This is a genomic window from Bradyrhizobium sp. USDA 4369 (assembly GCF_054056435.1).
The window spans coordinates 4,006,656-4,023,890 of record NZ_JBSRYH010000001.1 but is presented as its reverse complement, the minus strand read 5'-3'; the positions used below and the strand labels follow the sequence as shown (position 1 = coordinate 4,023,890).

The window sequence follows — 17,235 nt, the reverse complement described above, 5'->3', positions numbered from 1 at the left end:
AAAATTCGGCGATTTGGGAGTCTAAGCGCCAAAACGACGCAGGATGGCCCGTGCGGCGTCCGAGAGCGTCGCTTAAGGAACGGGCGGGCTCAGCGCGCCGCCACGACCTTGAGGCCCGGCAGGAGCGCTGCTCCGCCGCGCGGGCTGCGGACCGGATTGATCTGATACAGACCGCGCCGTTCCTGGTTGGGCCGGAATGCATCAGTGATGCCGACAACCGACTCGGCGGCGCCGAGGAACAGCGTGCCATCGGCCTCCAGCATCTTGGACATCCGCTCGAAGATCGCGGACTTGGTCTCCTGATCGAAGTAGATCAGCACGTTGCGGCAGAAGATCACGTCGAACTTGCCGAGATGTGAAAAGTCCTGCAGCAGATTGAGCTGGCGATGCTGAACCATGCCGCGGATATCGGCGCTCAGCTGCCAGAGCTCGCCCAGCTGCGTGAAGTACTTCACCAGCAGCTGGATCGGCAGGCCGCGCTGCACTTCGAACTGGCTGTACAGGCCCGCCTTCGATTTCTCCAGCACCTCCTGCGACAGATCGGTGGCGACGATCTCGATGCGCCAGCCGGCCAGCGCTGCGCCGTACTCACGCAGGCCCATCGCGATCGAATACGGCTCCTGACCGGTCGAGCAGGCCGCGGACCAGATCCGCAAGCTGCGGCGGCTTGCGCGCGCCTGGATCAGCGCCGGCAGCACATAGTCGCGCAGATGATCGAACGGGATCTTGTCGCGGAAGAAAAAGGTCTCGTTGGTGGTCATGGCCTCGACCACCTGGGTCGTGAGCTGATCACCGCCGCTTCTCAGCTTCTGGACCAGTTCGGGGATGCCCGCCAGATTGGCCCGGCGCGCCAGCGGCAGCAGCCGGCTTTCTCACCAGGTACTGCTTGTCCGCCGAGAGGTCGAGACCGGACCGATCCTTCAGGAGCTTACGCAAGAACTCATAATCCAGGGGGGTCACGAGCGGTCTCCTGCAAACAGACGCACCAGCTTCGGCGCGATCTGGTTCAAGGGAAGGATGGCAGCGCAAATGCCGGCATTGGCAGCCGCACCCGGCATGCCCCAGACGACACTGCTGGCCTCGTCCTGCGCAATGACGCTGCCACCGGCCGCGACGATATCCTTGCCGCCGCGCATGCCGTCGGAACCCATACCGGTCAGGATCACCGCCAGCGTGCCGCCTTGCCAGACGTCCACGGCGGAGGTGAACAGAGGATCGACCGCGGGTTTGCAGAAATTCACCGGCGGGCCGTTGTCGAGCGCGATGACGGCATCAGCGCCATGACGGGCGACGCGCATGTGGCGTCCGCCCGGAGCGAGATAGATCTGGCCCGGCTTGATGACTTCGCCATCGATCGCCTCGTGGGCCGGCCGGGCGGCTCGAACGCGCCAGATGTTCGGCGAGAATGGTGGTGAAGGTCGGCGGCATGTGCTGCGTGATCAGCACCGGGAAGCGATCGATGACCGCGCCGAGCTCGGTGACGACGGACATCAGGGCCTGCGGGCCTCCGGTCGACGAACCGATCAGCAACACTTTCGGCATCTGCGTGCTGAAGGACCGGCGCGTGAGCTGGACCGGGGCCGCCGGCGCGGCCGGCGCCGGAACGGGAGCAACGAGCGGGCGGAGCGCCTGGGGCTGAATGTGAGGCGCTGCCGGTGCCGCAGCCGGCGCGTGCGACCCAGGCGCAGACCGACGCGCCTTGGCGCCGAGGGTGCGGATCTTCTGAATCAGGTCGTGGTGGAAATTGTCGGCCGCCGACGCCTCGCGCGTGCTCTCGGGTTTCGGAATATAGTCGGCGGCGCCGAGCGACAGCGCCTTGAAGCTGATCTCGGCGTTGCGACGGGTGAGCGTCGACGCCATGATGACAGCCAGGTTCTTCTTCTTCGCAAGCAGCCTCGGCAGAGCGGCGATGCCATCCAGCTCAGGCATCTCGATGTCGAGCACGGCGACATCGGGATTGACCCGATCGATCTGGTTCACGGCCTCGAGGCCGGTGCGGAGCGACGCCGCCACGACCATGTCGGGCTCAGACGCGATCCAACGCGAGATCATGCCGCGGATGACGACGGAATCGTCCACGACCATCACCCGAAGAGGTTCCTGCCTGGTCGAACTTGGGATCGAAGAACTGGCCAACGCGACGCTCATAGTTCACCAACAGGACAGAGGCACAGGATGTCGGCAAGCCCGGGCAAGCACGGGCTATCCGAACCGACGGAGCTCAGATCAGCCCGACTTCCTGGAATTTCGCCGTGACGATGTCCTTGTCGAACGGCTTCATGATGTACTCATTGGCACCCGCATGCAGCGCCCGCGCGATGTGCGCGACATCGTTCTCGGTCGTACAGAACACGACCTTGGGCGCGTCGCCGCCAGGCATGCGGCGCAGGTTGCCGAGGAACTCATAACCGTCCATCACGGGCATGTTCCAGTCGAGCAGGACGGCGTCCGGCAGGGCGCGCTTGCAGATTTCCAGCGCCTGCTCACCGTCTTCCGCTTCGACGATCTGGAAATCCAGACCCTCAAGAATGCGCCGCGCCACTTTTCGAATGACGCTCGAATCGTCAACTACCAGACACGTTCTCATATCAGCCTCTCGAAGTCAGGGTCCAATCCACCTACGCGGTCTCGCGTAGGCGGGCTTACGCGGCAGCCGCTAGGCCGCCATCTTGTCGGCAGCGAGTTCGAGTACGCGATCGACATCGAGGATGACCATCAGCTGGCCATCGAGGCGGTGCACGCCGCCGGCGAGCTTCGCCATGCGCGGATCGAGGTTGACGGGATTTTCCTCCCGGCTTTCCTCGGGCAGCCGCAGCACCTCGCCGATCTGATCGATCAGCAGGCCATAGGACTCGCCGCGCAGGTCGACGCCGACCGCCATCGGCGGCTTGCCGTCGTCGGCCCTGGCGAGGCCGAGCCGCGCCCGCATGTCGATCACGGTGACGATGCGGCCGCGCAGGTTCAGCACGCCGGCGATCTCGACAGAGGACAGCGGCACCCGCGTCAGCCGCTCCGGCATGAACACGTCCTGCACCCGCGAGATCGGCAGGCCGAACAGCTGACCGCCGATCACGGCGGTGACGTATTCGGCGACTGCGCCGTCGGTTGTTTCAATCTTGCTGCTGCTCATCGCACGCTACTCCTGAGCCTTGCTGTCACGCCGCACGCTTGGCCGCGTCGGCGCGAGCCCGTTCCTCGATCTGTTCCTTCAGCGCCGCGATCAGACCGGGCCGATCGAACTTGGCGATGTAGTCGTAGAGCCCGGCCTGGCGGCCGCGCTCGATCGCTGCCGGCGACACCAGTGACGACACCGCAATGACCGGCAGCTGGTGCAGGTTCTGGTCTGCGCGGATCGCCTCGGCGAACTCGAAGCCGTTCATCTCCGGCATCTCGATGTCGGTGACGACGATGTCGAACGTATGCCCCGAGCGCAGCGTCGCGAGGCCTTCGATCGCGGAAGCCGCCGTGCGCACCTTGTAGCCGGCCGACTTCAGGACCGGCGCCAGCATGTTGCGGAAGAACGGCGAGTCATCGACCAGCAAGACCGATTGCGTTTGCGCCTCGGTGGCCATCTCCTTGCGGATGAACCAGTCGGCGAACGCCATCGGCAGGAAGTGGCCGACGTCGATGACTTCGGTCGCCTGGCCCTTGATCACCGCCGAGCCGAGGATACCGTCCTTGGCGCCGGACACCTGGATGTGGAGCCGCTCTTCCACGATATCGATGATCTCGTCGACGACGAGGCCCATCGCGCGGGTCTCGTCGGCAAACACCAGGATCGGCTGCGAGCCCGAGGTCTGCACCGAGACGCCTTCCATCTGCACCAGCGGCATCAGCTGATCGCGGTACTGCACCATGTAGCGGCCGTTGGAGATCTCGATCTTGTCGGCCGCGATCTCCTCCAGGCGCGTGACGAGCGCCAGCGGCACCGCCTTGGGATGCGCCGTGCCGGCGCGGAACACCAAGAGCGAGGTCAGCTGCTCGCCGCCGATGGCGTGATGCGCGGCATGCTCGTCGGCGACCGCCTGCGAGGCCGAGCCGGCGGCGCCGAGCGCCTTGGCGATGCCGTTCGGATCGATGATCATGATGACCGCGCCGTCACCGAGGATGGTGTTGCCCGAGAACATGTCGATGTGCCGCAGCTTGGTCGACATCGGCTTGACCACGATTTCCTCGGTGTGGAACACGCAGTCCACCACGATGCCGAAGGTCTGGTTGCCGACCTGCGTCACCACGATGAAGCCGTTCTCCGGATCGGACGACGAGCCGTCGTCGATCTTCAGGAGCTTCTTCAGATGCATCAGCGGCAAGAGCTTGTTGCGCAGGCGCAGGACGGCGGTGTCCTTGATGCGCTCGATGCGATGCTCGGAATTGGCGCGGGCGCGCACCAGCTCGACCACCGACAATTGCGGGATCGCGAAGCGGTCGCCGCCGGCTTCCACGATCAGCGCCGAGACGATGGCGAGCGTCAGCGGGATCTTGATGGTGACGGAGGTGCCCTCGCCGGCCACCGACTTGATATCGATGGTGCCGCCGATCTGGTCGATATTGGTGCGCACCACATCCATGCCGACGCCGCGGCCGGACACCGAGGTGACCGCGGCGGCCGTCGAGAAGCCCGGCTCGAAGATGAATTTGTGGATCTGCGCTTCCGTCATCTTCTCGAGTTCGGCCTCGGTGACGAGACCGTTCGCGACAGCCTTGGTCTTGATGCGCTCGGTGTTGAGGCCGCGGCCATTGTCGGCGATGCAGATGATGATGTGGCCGCCTTCATGATAGGCGGAGAGACGGATCGTGCCCTGCTCGGCCTTGCCGCTTGCGGCGCGCTCCGCCATCGTTTCCAGGCCGTGATCGGCGGAGTTGCGCACCATATGGGTGAGCGGGTCCTTGATCAGGTCGAGCACCTGGCGGTCGAGCTCGGTGTCGGCACCGTGCATCTCGAGCTCGATCTGCTTGCCGAGTTCGGTTGCGAGGTCGCGGACGATGCGCGGCAGCTTCTGCCAGGCATTGCCGATCGGCTGCATGCGCGTCTTCATGACGCCCTCCTGCAGCTCGGCGGTGACATTGGACAGCCGCTGCAGCGGTACCTTGAACTCGGTGTCCTCGTTGCGGCGGGCGATCTCGAGCAACTGGTTGCGCGTCAGCACCAGCTCGGAGACCATCGTCATCAGATGTTCGAGCGTGTCGACATTGACGCGGATCGACTGGTTGGCGACCTTGTCGTTCTCATGCACCTCGCCATCGGCATTGGCCTTGGCGCGCGCTGCCTTTTTCGGTGCTTCGGCTTTGGCCTCGGCCTTTGCCTCGACCTTGTTTTCGACCTTGGCCGGCTCGGCCTTCGGCGCAGGCGCGGCCGCTTTGGGCTCGGGCGCCTTCTCATGCGCGGGCGGCATCTCGATCGCGGTCTCGCGGAAGGCGCGCTCCAGCTCGTCGAGCGACACCTCGCCCGGACGCAGCGGACGCTCCAGGGTCTGGTCGATCAAGGAGCCCTGCGTCACCGCGGGCGCAGCCGGCGGCGCTGCGGGCGCGGCCGGCACCAGCGGCGGCGCAGCCTCGCCGGCGGCCATCGCGGCCATGCCGCGCTCGACCATCGCTTCGAGCTCGCTGATCAGATCGCGGTCTTCGCCTTCCGGCTCGGACTCATTGGCCTCGAGCTGCGCCAGCAGATCCTTGATGCGGTCGATGGTGGTGAGGATCAGCGTCACGGCCTCGCCGGTCACCGGCATGCCGTCACGGAATTTGCCCATCAGGGTTTCGGCGGCGTGCGCCAGCGCTTCGAGCCGCGGCAGGCCGAGGAAGCCGCAAGTCCCCTTGATCGTGTGCACCAGGCGGAAGATGTTATCGAGGATCTTGGCGTTGTTCGGCTCCTGCTCGAACCGCACCAACTGATTGTCGACGGTATCCAGGCTCTCGCTGGTCTCCGTCAGAAACTCACGCAACAGGTCATCCATGAAACTGGCCTTCGCACGCAACGGTACGCGACATGACGCGACCTTCAAACCGTGGCCAGTTTCGGTGCAAAGCGTTTAATATTAGTTGAGTAAGCGCAAATGAACGGACTCAACAAAGAGATAAGGCGTATCCGGACAAGTCCGGATACATCGGCAAGAGTTCATTAACCATGAAGAACGGTTCTGGCGCCGGACCGCACCGCAGCGATCGCAGCCAGGACGGGCGATGATCGCAGACTCCCGGCGCGCCGCAGCGCGCGTCTGACCATAAGCCCGTCGATCAGGCGGCCTGCACGACCATCGCTTCGCCATCGGCCGCGAGCGTCACCTTGAGGCCGCAGGCATCGGCCAGCAGGCGCGTGTAATAAGGCTGCACGGCGTGGGCATCGATGGTCGACTGCTGCGTACCGGCGAGCAGGTTGACGATGTTCTGCGGCAGCCGGGCATTGAGCCCGGTCGCGGCGACGCGGAAGCTCATCGTCTCGCCCTCGCCGATCGGATCGACCGTGAGGACGCCGCCGCGTGGAATGGTCTGCTGCGCCACTACCATCATGTTGAGCAGCAGCTTGACCCTGTTCTTGGGCAGCAGCAGCCGCGGCAGGTTCCAGGTGATCGAGGTCTTGGCGTCCTCGATATGGCCGCGCGCCATGGTCTGCGCATCGCCGAGATCGATCTGCGCGCCGGCCGAGCCGGCGGCCCCGAAGGCGAGCCGGCAGAACTGCAGGCGGGCCGAGGCGGTCTTGGCGCTCTTGCGGATCAGCTCGAGCGCAAAGTCGCGATCCTCGGGCTTCGGATTGTCGTCCAGCACCTCGAGCCCATTGACGATCGCGCCGACCGGACTAATCAGATCGTGGCAGACCTTCGAGCAGAGCAGCGCGGCAAGTTCGAGGGTGTCGGGAGCGGGAATCGGATCTGCGATCTCTGAAGACGAGGTGCCGGACATTCGGTGTTCCTGAAATCCGCGAACTTTGACGAATCATGCTTGCCTGTTGGCTTGATACACTGCGAGAGCATCAACCGCCACCGAGCTTAGAGCATGCCACGGGAAAGTACGTAGCGGTTTTCCAGGCAGTCACCGCTCAATAGAACGTCAGACGGCAGTATCCGGATGCGCCCCATGGGCGGTCCCAGACGAGGAATTCGACCATGCAAGCTGCTTATGGCCCGGACAGGGGGAGCGCACCGCGATGACGGCGGGTCCGACGCCAGGAACCGTCGACGTCGCGGCGGCCGCCGCCCTGATGGCGCCCTTGACCGAGCTCGTGGTGCAGGCCGCGCATGCGATCATGGCCATCAACCGCCGCGCGATGGCGGTGACCGACAAATCCGATGGTTCGCCGGTCACCGAGGCCGATCTCGCGGCCGATCGCGTCATCGCCGACGGGCTGGCGCGGCTTGCGCCCGACATCCCCGCTTTGTCGGAAGAGCGGGTCGGGGCGAGCGCGCCGCCGTTCAAGGGCAGCTTCTTCCTGATCGATCCGCTGGACGGCACCAAGGAGTTCGTGGCCGGCCGCGGCGAGTTCACGGTCAATCTGGCGCTGGTGAACAATGGCCGTCCGCTGCTCGGCATCGTCTGCGCCCCGGCGCTGGGCCTGATCTGGCGCGGGCTGGTGGGACGCGGCGCCGAGCGGCTGTCTTATGACGACACCGGACTGGGCGCCGCCGTGCCGATTCGCACCCGCCCGCTCCCGGCGGCCGGCGAGGCCTGGGTGGCGGCGGTCAGCCGGTCGCATGGCGATGCCCGCACCGAGGCCTTCATCGCCGCGCGCCCCGGCGCGGTGCGGCTGCCGCTCGGCTCCGCCGTGAAATTCGGCCGGCTGGCCGAAGGCATGGCCGACATCTATCCGCGGCTCGGCCCGACCTCGGAATGGGACGTGGCGGCGGGACATGCCGTGGTGACGGCCGCCGGCGGCACGGTGACCAGCGACACCGGCGCGCCGCTGCGCTTCGGCGAGCGCAAGGACGATTTCATCGTGCCCGCTTTCATTGCCTGGGGCGATCCTGCGGCCGTGCCCACGCCCTGAGGATGCGACCTTGCCGTGTCATTGCGGCAGATCCTGCTCGAGCGCCGGCCAGCGCGCCTCCGCGCGCGGCAGATAACGCGCCGGATCGGCCACGAAGGCATCCCGGCTGTCCTCGCGGTTGAACAGGAACAGCCGGTCCTCGATGACGGCAAAGAAGCGTGGATTGCCGGCCACGGTGACGCCGCGGGCGACATCGGTCGGGTCATAGCCGCCGAATTGCGGACCGTAGACCTCGGGATGAGCCAGGAACGAGGCGCGGTTGCCCTCGTTGCGGAACCGCCAGACCACGCCGCCCTGCGCCGCCTCGAAATCGGGCAGCCCGATCAGGGCCTGGCCGTCGACGAAATAGGAGACCGGGTCAAAGCCGTCGATCGCCAGCCCGCTGAAGCGGTTGGCGATGATTCGCTGGGTCGTGGCCGCGGGCGCCGCGAGCGGTGCCAACAGCAGCGGCGCGAGCGCGATCACGGCGATGGCACGGCGAAACAGCGGCTTTGACCAGCTCCAGTTCCATTGTTGCCGTTGTGCCGTCATAGTTGGTGCCGATAACATGGGAGTCCAAGGGCTGAGGCCCTTTCCCGACAATCGCCCGATGTGGTTGGCGTCAGGTTAAGGCGATGGTCGGACAGCCGTTAGCAGGGGATTTCCATCGATGAGTTTCGCATCACGCCTCGCCGCCACGACGCTCGCGGCCGTCCTGGCCATGACCGCGTCGGTCGCCGCGCAGCAGGCGCCCCCGCCCGCGGCGCCGCCCTACCAGGCTGCGCCGCCCTATCAGCAGCCAGCCCCGCCCTACCAGCAGCCGGCGCCGCCACCGCGCCCTGCTCCGAGCCCCGACAGCTTCAATCCGGACGAGCTCGTCAATGCCGGCCACCGCTTCTTCGGCAACGTGTCGCGCGGCCTCGCCTCGGTGATCGAGCGCGCGGTCAGCCAATGGGGCCTGCCGAACGGTTACGTTCTCGGCGAGGAGGGCGCCGGCGCCTTCGTCGCCGGCCTGCGCTATGGCGAAGGTACGCTCTACACCAAGAACGCCGGTGATCTGCGGGTGTACTGGCAGGGCCCGTCGCTCGGCTTCGATTGGGGCGGCGACGGCGCGCGCACCATGACCCTGGTCTACAACCTGCCCGCCACGAGCGCGATCTATCAGCGCTTCGTTGGCATCGACGGCTCCGCCTATATCGTCGGCGGCTTCGGCATGACGGCGCTGACCGCCAACAACATCGTGCTGGTGCCGATTCGCTCGGGCATCGGCCTGCGCCTCGGCGCCAATGTCGGCTACCTCAAATTCACGCCGACAGCGACCTGGAACCCGTTCTGAGACCGCCAGCTGATACCGCGGCGCCACGTTCTCCCGTGACGGATCAAGGTTAACACGGCAATGGGCTGGCTTTGAGCCGGCCCGCCGTGGCATTGTGATTCTGTTAATCATTCTGACCGGGAGTTGTGCGTCATGGTCGAGCCGATCATGTATTTCGCGATCGGTTTTCTGATCGCCATGCTGTGCGCCCTGATGGTCGTGCCGCTGGTGCACAATCGTGCGGTGCGGCTGACGACACGCCGGTTGGAGGCGGCCACGCCGCTGTCGATGGCCGAGATCCAGGCCGACAAGGACCAGCTGCGCGCCGAATTTGCGATGTCCGCGCGGCGGCTCGAGCTGAGCGTCGATGCGCTCAAGAACAAGGCCACCAGCCAGCTCGCCGATCTCGGCAAGAAGACCGACGCCATCAACCGCATGAAGATCGAGCTCGGCGAGAAGAACGCCGCAATCTTCGCGCTGGAGGCGCGCGAGAAGGCGCTGAAGGACCAGCTGCGCGCCACGGAGGAAGAATTCGCCGCCAAGACCGAGGCGCTGCGCGCCGCCGAGCAGGCGCTGAAGGACAAGCAGGCCGAGCTGGTCCGGCTCACCACCGAGCTGAACGACAAGTCGCTGCTGGCCGACAGCCGCCAGGTCGAGCTGGTGTCGGTGCGCGCCCAGGTCGAGGAGTTGCGGACCCGCGTTGCCGAGGCGGAGAAGGAATTCGCCGCGACCCAGGCCCGCTTGGCGCTGGAGCGCGACGAATCGGACACCGCGACCAAGGCGCTCAACGACGCCCGCGCGCGGGTCGAGAATCTCAGCCAGCGCGTCACCGAGCTCGATCGACAGCTGATCGTCCAGGTCAAGGAAGCCGAGATGCTGGCCACCCGCGTCGCCGACCTCGAAGGCCGGCTGGCGACCCAGGGCAAGCTGCTCGCCGAGCGGGAGTTCGAGAACAACCAGCTGCGCGAGACCAATGCCGCCGCCGACCGCGCGCTCAAGGAGCTGCGCGACGAGATCGCCGGGTTCGGCAGCGGCAAGCCGGCCGCGCTGGAGCGGCTCAAATCGGAGAAGGCGGCGCTGGAAGAGCAGCTGCAGGCGGCGCGCGACGAGCGCACCAAGCTGCAACGCGAGATGAATGCGATCCAGCAGCAGGCCGAAAGCACCTGGGCCCAGGAGCGCATGGAGAATGCGCTGCTGCGTGAGCGCATCAACGACATCGCCGCCGAGGTGGCCAAGCTCGCGATGCAGATCGAAGGCCCCAACTCGACCATCGAGGCCATGCTGGCCGCCGAACCGGTCTCCGCCAAGCCCGCCAACGCCAATGGCGCTCCGGCCCCCGCCGCGGCTGGCGCGCAAGGCGGCACGCTGGCCGACCGCATCCGCGCGCTGCAGTCCCACGCCTCGCGCGCCCGGCAGATCGGGGCTTAAAGCGAGACCGGTCGCGGCCGGACCTGCCTGTCGTCCCTCGGCAGGCAGGAGACGAACCAGAGAATGCACCGATTTCGACCGCGATCGAGGCTTTGCGGCCATCCGCAGCAGTTTTCCTCGCCCGGAACGCCGCAAATCCTTGACACCTACCGCCCGCGCTTCGTAAATCGCGGGCTCCGACGGACTGCTTCGGCGGCTGCCTCCAAGCCTCACGGCCAGCAGCCCCCAGGATCCGGGCGCATAGCTCAGCGGGAGAGCGTTCCCTTCACACGGGAGAGGTCCAAGGTTCGATCCCTTGTGCGCCCACCATCCAAGTCCCTGAAATCATTCATAAATTTGGACTGAGGCTGGGATACCAGAAGGCGTTTTTGTGCCTCTGAGGGGAGCTCAAAGTAAGAACATCCGTGCATATACGTGCATGGGACGTGCATGGTGTTCCGGCTGCGTTCTCACCTACGTGTTCCGTCGCCGCCTACTGTTAAAGGCGGCGGCGACCATACCGATCACGCCAAGCAGGCCGAAGAATAGGACCACCGGCCAATATTCGAACGCGTACCAGACGGCCAGAGCCAGCGCCGCAGCCACGTATTGCGTGTAGTCAGTCATCGCGCCTCCGCACTGCGGCATCCACCCGCACAGGTCTCCCCGGGGGGTCTTTAAGTGGCCGGACGCCTCTTCCATCCGGTCGGGGGCGGGAGCGCATCGTGCGCCTTCGCCAAAGTCTCAAGCCAAGCAGCGACGCTGGCGGGGATGTCCGCCTGATCGGACGCCCACCGGCGAATGAGACGATCATCGCATTCGAGGACCGCAGCGAGGCCCCGCTGCGTCCACCGCAGCGAGGCCAGACATTCGGTCAGGCGCGCTCCGGTCATGGCCCGAGCAACTTCGTGAAGGCCGCGCCCGCACCGAACAGAGCGGCAGTGAGATGCGAGACCAGATCGCACAAGATCACCCCAGCAACCAACAACCAAGACGCCATAGGCCCCAGCCACTCAGCAGAAGGCCAGCAGCCAAAGCCTTCGACGCTCGTAGGGTGACCTCACGGAACGTCACCTCGGCGGCTGCCGATCGAATGAGGCTTGTTCCAGAAGTACTGGCGATTGCCAGTGGCTGCCTCCGCATATTGGTCGATTGAAACGATGATCGCTTGCACATGATGATAGCACCAGCCTTCATGCGTCGCGATCCGACGCGCCTCACCCAAAGCCTTTAAGAACGGTGTCGCGTTTTCGCGTTCGTCATCAAAATATCGAATCGCCGGATTCACCATGAGCGCCCTCCAAGCACACGCCTTGGTGCTGGCTCCCGCAGCTCCAAGGCCTTCAGGCGGTTGCGCTCCCCTATTAGGGAGTCAACCCGATCGAGCATCACCTGCAAGTCGTGCTCGGCGGCTTTGGTTGGCCGACCGCCTCTTGTGTTCAGAAAGTCTGTCAGAATGTGCGAACGGGCGGTTCTCGCAAAACCGCCCGTCGCAGGATCTGAGCCCGTAACGCCCCAAACGCGGCAGAGCCTGTTTCAGAGCGAGGGACAGCTCCGGTGCGGATTCCGACGAAGTCGCCCAGGCGTACCGATATGAAGTCGCCCGTGGATTCCGAGACGATGTCGCCCACCTTTCCGATTTGATCTCGCCCAGCGGCGAGGCGTTCTGGCCGGCTGGTTCTCTGGCATCGGTCAAGCCGCGCGGTCAATCTGGAATCGCGACTTCAACCTTTTTTCTTCTTCTGCGGTTGCTGTGGGCATGTGGACAACGCGATTGCGTTGTCCAAGCGCAGCGGCATGTCCACGGCGCTCAGGTCTTTCGGGCGGATTGCCGAGTTCGGCGCAGGCTCTCACCGGTGAGGTCGAGCCGATGGGCATTGTGGACGAGGCGATCGAGCACGGCGTCGGCATAGGTGGGATCTCCAATGAGCAGATGCCACTGGTCCACGGGGAGCTGGCTGGTGACGATGGTGGAGCGATGACCGTAGCGATCTTCGAGGATTTCCAGGAGGTCGTGACGGGCGCCGGCATCGAGCGGCTCGAGCCCCCAATCATCGAGGATCAGCAGATCGACACGGCCAAGGCCGCGCAACAGGCGTGGGTGACGACCGTCGCCGCGGGCGAGCGCCAGATCGTCGAACAGGCGCGGGACGCGTTGATAGAGCACGGAGCGATTGTCGCGACAGGCCTTGTGGCCGAGCGCCGAGGCGAGCCAACTCTTGCCGACGCCTGCCGGGCCGCAGATCAGGAGATTGACGTGGTCGTCGATCCAACGGCCCTCGACAAGCTTGGCGAACAGCGGGCGGTCGAGACCGCGCGGGGTGCGGTAGTCGATGTCCTCGACGCATGCCTGCTGGCGCAGCTTGGCGTAGCGCAGGCGAGTGGCGAGCCGTTTGTCGTGCCGCAGCGAGGCTTCACGTTCGAGCAGCAGAGCAAGCCATTCGGCGTGACCGAGGCTGCCAGCCTCACCGGCGGCTTCGATGTCGGCGAAGGCCTTGGCCATGCCGTGGAGGCCGAGGGCGTTGAGGCGGTCGAGGGTCGGATGGGTGAGCAAGGGACGGTCTCCTAATTGTAGTAGCGCGGTCCGCGGATGTTGGCATGCAGGATCGGCGCATCGTCCGCGGAGCGCTGGTGAGCGGGACGCCGATCGAGATTGTTGGCGAGGATCGACTTGACCGAGCCATAGGTGCGCGCGCCCGATGTCGATCGCCCGCGCAGCCGCCGCGTCCAGCCGTTCGCGCCCATAGGAGGCGGCGAGCCTGAGGATGCCGAGGCAGGCGCGGAAGCCTTGTTCGGGGTGCGAGCGCTCGTCGAGAATGAGGTCGCACAATGCGCTGGTTGCCGGCCCGATCGCGGCGGCGTCCTGACGGATACGCCCGATAGTCCAGCCGGCGTAGCGCCGATGGCTGGAGGCCATGTGCTCCGGCACGGTGGTGTGCTTGTGATTGCCACTCATGCGCTGATGCGCGGCAATCCGCTCGCCCTTGTGGAAGATCTCGACGGTGCGGGCGGTGAACCGCACCTCGACCTCGGCACGCGCGAAGCGATGCGGAACGCTGTAATAATGCTTCTCCACCTCGACGTGGTAGTCGAGGCTGACGCGGCGGATCCGCCACTCGGCGAGCACGTAGGGGCTCGCCGGCAACGGCTTGAGCGCCGGCCGGTCGATCTCCTCGAGCAGCCGGCGGCGCGTCACGCCGAGCCGCCGGATCGGCCGCTCCTCGTTGAGCCTGGTGAGCAACTCGCCGATCGCTGCGTTGACCTCGGCGAGGCTGTAGAAGACGCGGTGGCGCAGGCGACCGAGCAGCCAGCGCTCGATGATGAGGACGGCCTGCTCGACCTTGGCCTTGTCGCGCGGCTTGCGAGGTCGCGCCGGCAAGACGGCCGTGCCGTAATGCGCGGCCATCTCCGCATAGGTGCGATTGATCTGCGGGTCGTAGAGGCTCGCCTTGATGACTGCGACTTTGGTGTTGTCAGGCACCAGGAGCGCCGGGACGCCGCCGATCGCCGCGAAGGCGCCAACATGGGCGCTGATCCAGTCGGCGAGCCCCTGCGTCCACGTCGCCTGCGCGTAGGTGAAGCTCGAGGCGCCGAGCACGGCGACGAAGATCTGCGCCGTCCTCCGCTCGCCGGTGAGGCGGTCGACCACCACCGGCACGCCGTCGCCCGCGTAGTCGACGAACAGCTTGTCACCGGCCGCGTGCGCCTGGCGCATCGTCACCGACAGGCGTCCCTCCCAGGCGCGGTAAAGCTCGCAGAAGCGCGAGTACCGGTATCCGCCGGGCTCGGCGCCGATGTACTCCTCCCACAGGATCGACAGCGTCACGTGCTTGCGCTTGAGCTCGCGGTGCACCGCCGCCCAATCGGGCTCGGCGATGCGGCGATGACCCTGCCGGTTACCGTTGCCGGTCTTGGCGAACAGGCGGGCCTCCAGGGCCGCGTCCGTGAGTTCGTCGGGCAACGGCCAGCTCAGGCCTGCGGCCTCGAACCGCCGGATGGTCAGCCGCACTGTCGAGGGCGCCGCGCCCATCCGCCGAGCAATCTCGCGGCTCGGCAGCCCAGCCGCCTTCATCCTGATCACATCGCGCACACGGCGCATCGCAAGCCTCTCCGTCGGCATCCAGGGTCCCCCTTCGCAAAGCCGAAAGGTTGACCCTATGGGAGCCAGAAGAGGTCTCGTCACCCCGGGTTCGCTCTTGCGATACCCGGGCGACATCATCCCGGAATCGTGGGCGACATCATCTCGGAACGGGTGGGCGACTTCAAATCGGAATGGTGGGCGAGATCATCTCGGAATCCTGGGCGACATCGATCGGAATCCGCACTCCGGTGATCTTCCTCAACCCGAACAGTTGCAAGGGCCTCGAGCCCATACAAGGCAAGGAAGGGAGTGGATGATGACACAGATCGCAAACGGTGTCGCCGGCATCGATGTGGCCAAGGACAAGGTGGACGGCTGCATTCGCGGTCTCGGACTACGGCAGACGTTCCCGAGCACTCCGCAAGGGCACCGCCAGCTGTTGGCCTTGCTTCGCAAGCACAAGGTGAACAAGGCCGTCATGGAGGCCACTGGCGGCTATGAGCGCGAATGGGCCAAGGTGTTGCGCCAGGCAGGCGTGGAGGTGCGGATCGTCGATCCCAAGCGGGTTCGCAACTTTGCCCTATCGGCCGGTCGACTGGCGAAGAACGACACGATCGATGCGGAGATGATCGCCTGGTTCGCCGAGACGTTCAACGACGCACCGAGCCAGACCTACGACGCTGCCCGCGAGGAACTGGCGGGACTGGTGAAAGCACGCAAGAACCTGATGGATCTGAAAACCCGTCTACAGAACCAGCACGAACATGTCGTGCCGGGATTGGCGCAGAAGGCCCATTCCCAGGTGTTGAAGACGCTCGCGGCACAGATTGCAAAGCTTGAGGCTGCGATCTCGGCCAAGGTCAAGGCCACACCGGAGTTTGCCGAGCGCGCCGAGATCATCGAAAGTGTTCCAGGGCTTGCCGGAACGACCTCCGCGATCCTCATTGCAGGAGCGCCGGAGCTCGGCAAGGTGAGCGACGAGATCGCCGCCGCCCTGATCGGGGTCGCTCCTTACGACGATGACAGTGGCAAGCGCCGAGGCGAGCGCCACATCAAGGGTGGCCGGCGCTGGGTGAGAAACGGCCTGTTTCTTCCCTGCCTCGGCGCAGCAACCCAGCATAATCCGGTGCTCAAGGCCTACTATGAGCGCCTCACCGCCAAGGGCAAGGAGCCGAAAGTTGCGCTCATCGCCTGCATGCGCAAGTTGATCATCATCCTCAACACGATGATCGCCCGCGGGGAGAAGTGGAATCCCAAGCCGCCACGCGTTGCGGTGAGCTGATCGAGCGCCACGCCGCGCTCGGTCCGCGACCGAGCGCATGCCAAGCCAACAGGACGGCGAGCGGACGGGGTCAAGGCCTTCAGCCGCCGAAGGCGGAGGCGCGTCTCGCGCCAGCCTTGAGGCCGGCCGATCGCCGGCCTACCTCAACAGCACAGTTGCTCTGAAGCGCAAGAAGGTCTCGGCGCATTCGGCTGACGTTTTTGCGCGCGCGCTCGATCTCCGCCCGAATAGACGCAAGGTCTGGCATGTCATTCTTCCCTTGAACGAATACATTAGAACAAAAGAAGAACAACGAGTCCAGCCCGGTGCGACGGTGCGGAATGCCGTCCAGCATTAATGTCGTACGAAATCCGGATTACAATTATTTACATCATCCGAAATCTGGATTATGTTTTCAGCATCGGTAACGGGGACAGACATGGGCAAGCTCTACCAGATCGGCAACGCAATCCTTCGGGTTTACGCCAACGATCATCTGCCCCCGCACTTCCACATTGTCTCGCCGGACGATCAGGCGCTTGTTGAAATCGAGACTCTGAACATTCTGAGGGGGACGCTCGGCAGCAATGGCCAAGCCGCCCTACGATGGGCATCGGAGAATATTGCGACGATCAAGGCTGAGTGGAATCGGGTCAATCAGAGATTTCCAATAGCGTGAGAGACAGAACATGGACACCGACATCAGGATCGACAAAGTTGAAGTGGCGGGACCGACTGATCTGCGCATCGTTTGGCGCGGAGAAAGCGCTGCGGAACGCGTGGAGCTGGCCGGATGGATCGCAACAGGCGGCAGCATCCTCTCCGCTTTGAACGACCCAGCAACCTTCGCAAAGGCTTCTATCGGCGACTTTGGTGCGTCTGTTGCGTGGGACGACGGAGAAGGCGATCTCGCTATCGACGCGGTCCACCTAAAGAAGATCGCGGAGGCGCAAAAACCCTTCGAAGCCTCTGACTTGTCAGACTGGCAAGGCCGGCTCGAACTATCGAACGCAGAAGCGGCCGATCTCGTCGGGGTTGGGTTGAGCACTTGGAATGACTACAAGGCGGGGTCGAATGTTCCCCGGCCGATTGGCATTCTACTTCGTGCCATCGAGCGCGACCCCCTTTTGTTGCAGGCATACTTTCGGCCGAGAAAGGCAGGCCGGCCGAGGAAGACGGCAACGATCTGAAGGCTTCACACCAAAAGCCCGCCGTCA

14 protein-coding genes, 1 tRNA gene and 3 pseudogenes are annotated in these 17,235 nt (G+C 65.1%); 7 read left to right on the top strand and 11 right to left on the bottom strand.

Annotated features, from left to right (window positions below; translation table 11 throughout):
• Nucleotides 1-89 precede the first annotated feature (89 nt).
• From ACVIJ6_RS18175 to chpT, 6 genes and pseudogenes are all read right to left on the bottom strand, one after another.
• A pseudogene (locus tag ACVIJ6_RS18175) lies at nucleotides 90-960 on the bottom strand (CheR family methyltransferase).
• Nucleotides 957-2,148, bottom strand: a pseudogene (locus tag ACVIJ6_RS18170) (protein-glutamate methylesterase/protein-glutamine glutaminase). The pseudogenes ACVIJ6_RS18175 and ACVIJ6_RS18170 overlap by 4 nt, the downstream one beginning before the upstream one ends.
• Before the next feature lie 73 nt (nucleotides 2,149-2,221).
• The gene (locus ACVIJ6_RS18165) at nucleotides 2,222-2,587 is read right to left on the bottom strand and encodes a response regulator (protein ID WP_456773797.1); all 366 of its coding nucleotides are present in this window, start codon (nucleotides 2,585-2,587) and stop codon (nucleotides 2,222-2,224) included.
• Nucleotides 2,588-2,656: 69 nt separating this feature from the next.
• Nucleotides 2,657-3,130, bottom strand: coding sequence for a chemotaxis protein CheW (locus ACVIJ6_RS18160; protein ID WP_012046405.1), 474 nt, complete (start codon nucleotides 3,128-3,130; stop codon nucleotides 2,657-2,659).
• 25 nt (nucleotides 3,131-3,155) lie between these two features.
• Nucleotides 3,156-5,951, bottom strand: a complete 2,796-nt coding sequence (locus ACVIJ6_RS18155; protein WP_456773796.1) for a hybrid sensor histidine kinase/response regulator — start codon at nucleotides 5,949-5,951, stop codon at nucleotides 3,156-3,158.
• Between the two features lie 280 nt (nucleotides 5,952-6,231).
• On the bottom strand, nucleotides 6,232-6,894 hold the full coding sequence (gene chpT, locus ACVIJ6_RS18150; RefSeq protein WP_456773795.1) for a histidine phosphotransferase ChpT: 663 nt from the start codon (nucleotides 6,892-6,894) through the stop codon (nucleotides 6,232-6,234).
• Nucleotides 6,895-7,138: 244 nt separating this feature from the next.
• Here chpT and cysQ point away from each other — a divergent pair, with 244 nt between their 5' ends.
• A complete protein-coding gene (cysQ, locus tag ACVIJ6_RS18145; protein ID WP_456773794.1) occupies nucleotides 7,139-7,975 on the top strand; it encodes a 3'(2'),5'-bisphosphate nucleotidase CysQ in 837 nt (278 codons plus the stop codon).
• A gap of 18 nt (nucleotides 7,976-7,993) precedes the next feature.
• Here the strand turns inward: cysQ and ACVIJ6_RS18140 are convergent, their stop codons facing one another.
• Nucleotides 7,994-8,506: a YHS domain-containing (seleno)protein gene (locus ACVIJ6_RS18140; protein ID WP_456777019.1), complete on the bottom strand. Its 513-nt coding sequence runs from the start codon at nucleotides 8,504-8,506 to the stop codon at nucleotides 7,994-7,996.
• Between the two features lie 118 nt (nucleotides 8,507-8,624).
• Between ACVIJ6_RS18140 and ACVIJ6_RS18135 the strand changes: the two genes are divergently transcribed.
• From ACVIJ6_RS18135 to ACVIJ6_RS18125, 3 genes are all read left to right on the top strand, one after another.
• Nucleotides 8,625-9,290, top strand: coding sequence for a DUF1134 domain-containing protein (locus ACVIJ6_RS18135; protein WP_041750983.1), 666 nt, complete (start codon nucleotides 8,625-8,627; stop codon nucleotides 9,288-9,290).
• 132 nt (nucleotides 9,291-9,422) lie between these two features.
• Nucleotides 9,423-10,697 (top strand): hypothetical protein, encoded by a 1,275-nt coding sequence (locus tag ACVIJ6_RS18130; protein ID WP_456773793.1) that lies wholly within the window; start codon nucleotides 9,423-9,425, stop codon nucleotides 10,695-10,697.
• Between the two features lie 234 nt (nucleotides 10,698-10,931).
• A tRNA-Val gene (locus ACVIJ6_RS18125) sits at nucleotides 10,932-11,006 on the top strand.
• Between the two features lie 144 nt (nucleotides 11,007-11,150).
• On the opposite strand, the gene ACVIJ6_RS18120 is transcribed toward ACVIJ6_RS18125, so the two are convergent.
• The 4 genes and pseudogenes from ACVIJ6_RS18120 to istA form a co-directional block, all read right to left on the bottom strand.
• On the bottom strand, nucleotides 11,151-11,303 hold the full coding sequence (locus tag ACVIJ6_RS18120) for a hypothetical protein (RefSeq protein ID WP_456773792.1): 153 nt from the start codon (nucleotides 11,301-11,303) through the stop codon (nucleotides 11,151-11,153).
• Nucleotides 11,304-11,736: 433 nt separating this feature from the next.
• Nucleotides 11,737-11,967: a hypothetical protein gene (locus tag ACVIJ6_RS18115; protein ID WP_456773791.1), complete on the bottom strand. Its 231-nt coding sequence runs from the start codon at nucleotides 11,965-11,967 to the stop codon at nucleotides 11,737-11,739.
• A gap of 519 nt (nucleotides 11,968-12,486) precedes the next feature.
• Nucleotides 12,487-13,230, bottom strand: coding sequence for an IS21-like element helper ATPase IstB (istB, locus tag ACVIJ6_RS18110; RefSeq protein WP_012041725.1), 744 nt, complete (start codon nucleotides 13,228-13,230; stop codon nucleotides 12,487-12,489).
• Nucleotides 13,231-13,241: 11 nt separating this feature from the next.
• Nucleotides 13,242-14,775: pseudogene (istA, locus tag ACVIJ6_RS18105) on the bottom strand (IS21 family transposase).
• Nucleotides 14,776-15,073: 298 nt separating this feature from the next.
• On the opposite strand from istA, the gene ACVIJ6_RS18100 reads away from it, so the two are divergent.
• The 3 genes from ACVIJ6_RS18100 to ACVIJ6_RS18090 all read left to right on the top strand — a co-directional run bounded on the left by ACVIJ6_RS18100 (nucleotide 15,074) and on the right by ACVIJ6_RS18090 (nucleotide 17,208).
• The gene (locus tag ACVIJ6_RS18100) at nucleotides 15,074-16,039 is read left to right on the top strand and encodes an IS110 family RNA-guided transposase (protein ID WP_456772807.1); all 966 of its coding nucleotides are present in this window, start codon (nucleotides 15,074-15,076) and stop codon (nucleotides 16,037-16,039) included.
• 418 nt (nucleotides 16,040-16,457) lie between these two features.
• On the top strand, nucleotides 16,458-16,697 hold the full coding sequence (locus ACVIJ6_RS18095) for a DUF4160 domain-containing protein (protein ID WP_456773790.1): 240 nt from the start codon (nucleotides 16,458-16,460) through the stop codon (nucleotides 16,695-16,697).
• A 10-nt stretch (nucleotides 16,698-16,707) separates the two neighbouring features.
• On the top strand, nucleotides 16,708-17,208 hold the full coding sequence (locus ACVIJ6_RS18090) for a hypothetical protein (RefSeq protein ID WP_456773789.1): 501 nt from the start codon (nucleotides 16,708-16,710) through the stop codon (nucleotides 17,206-17,208).
• Nucleotides 17,209-17,235 lie beyond the last annotated feature (27 nt).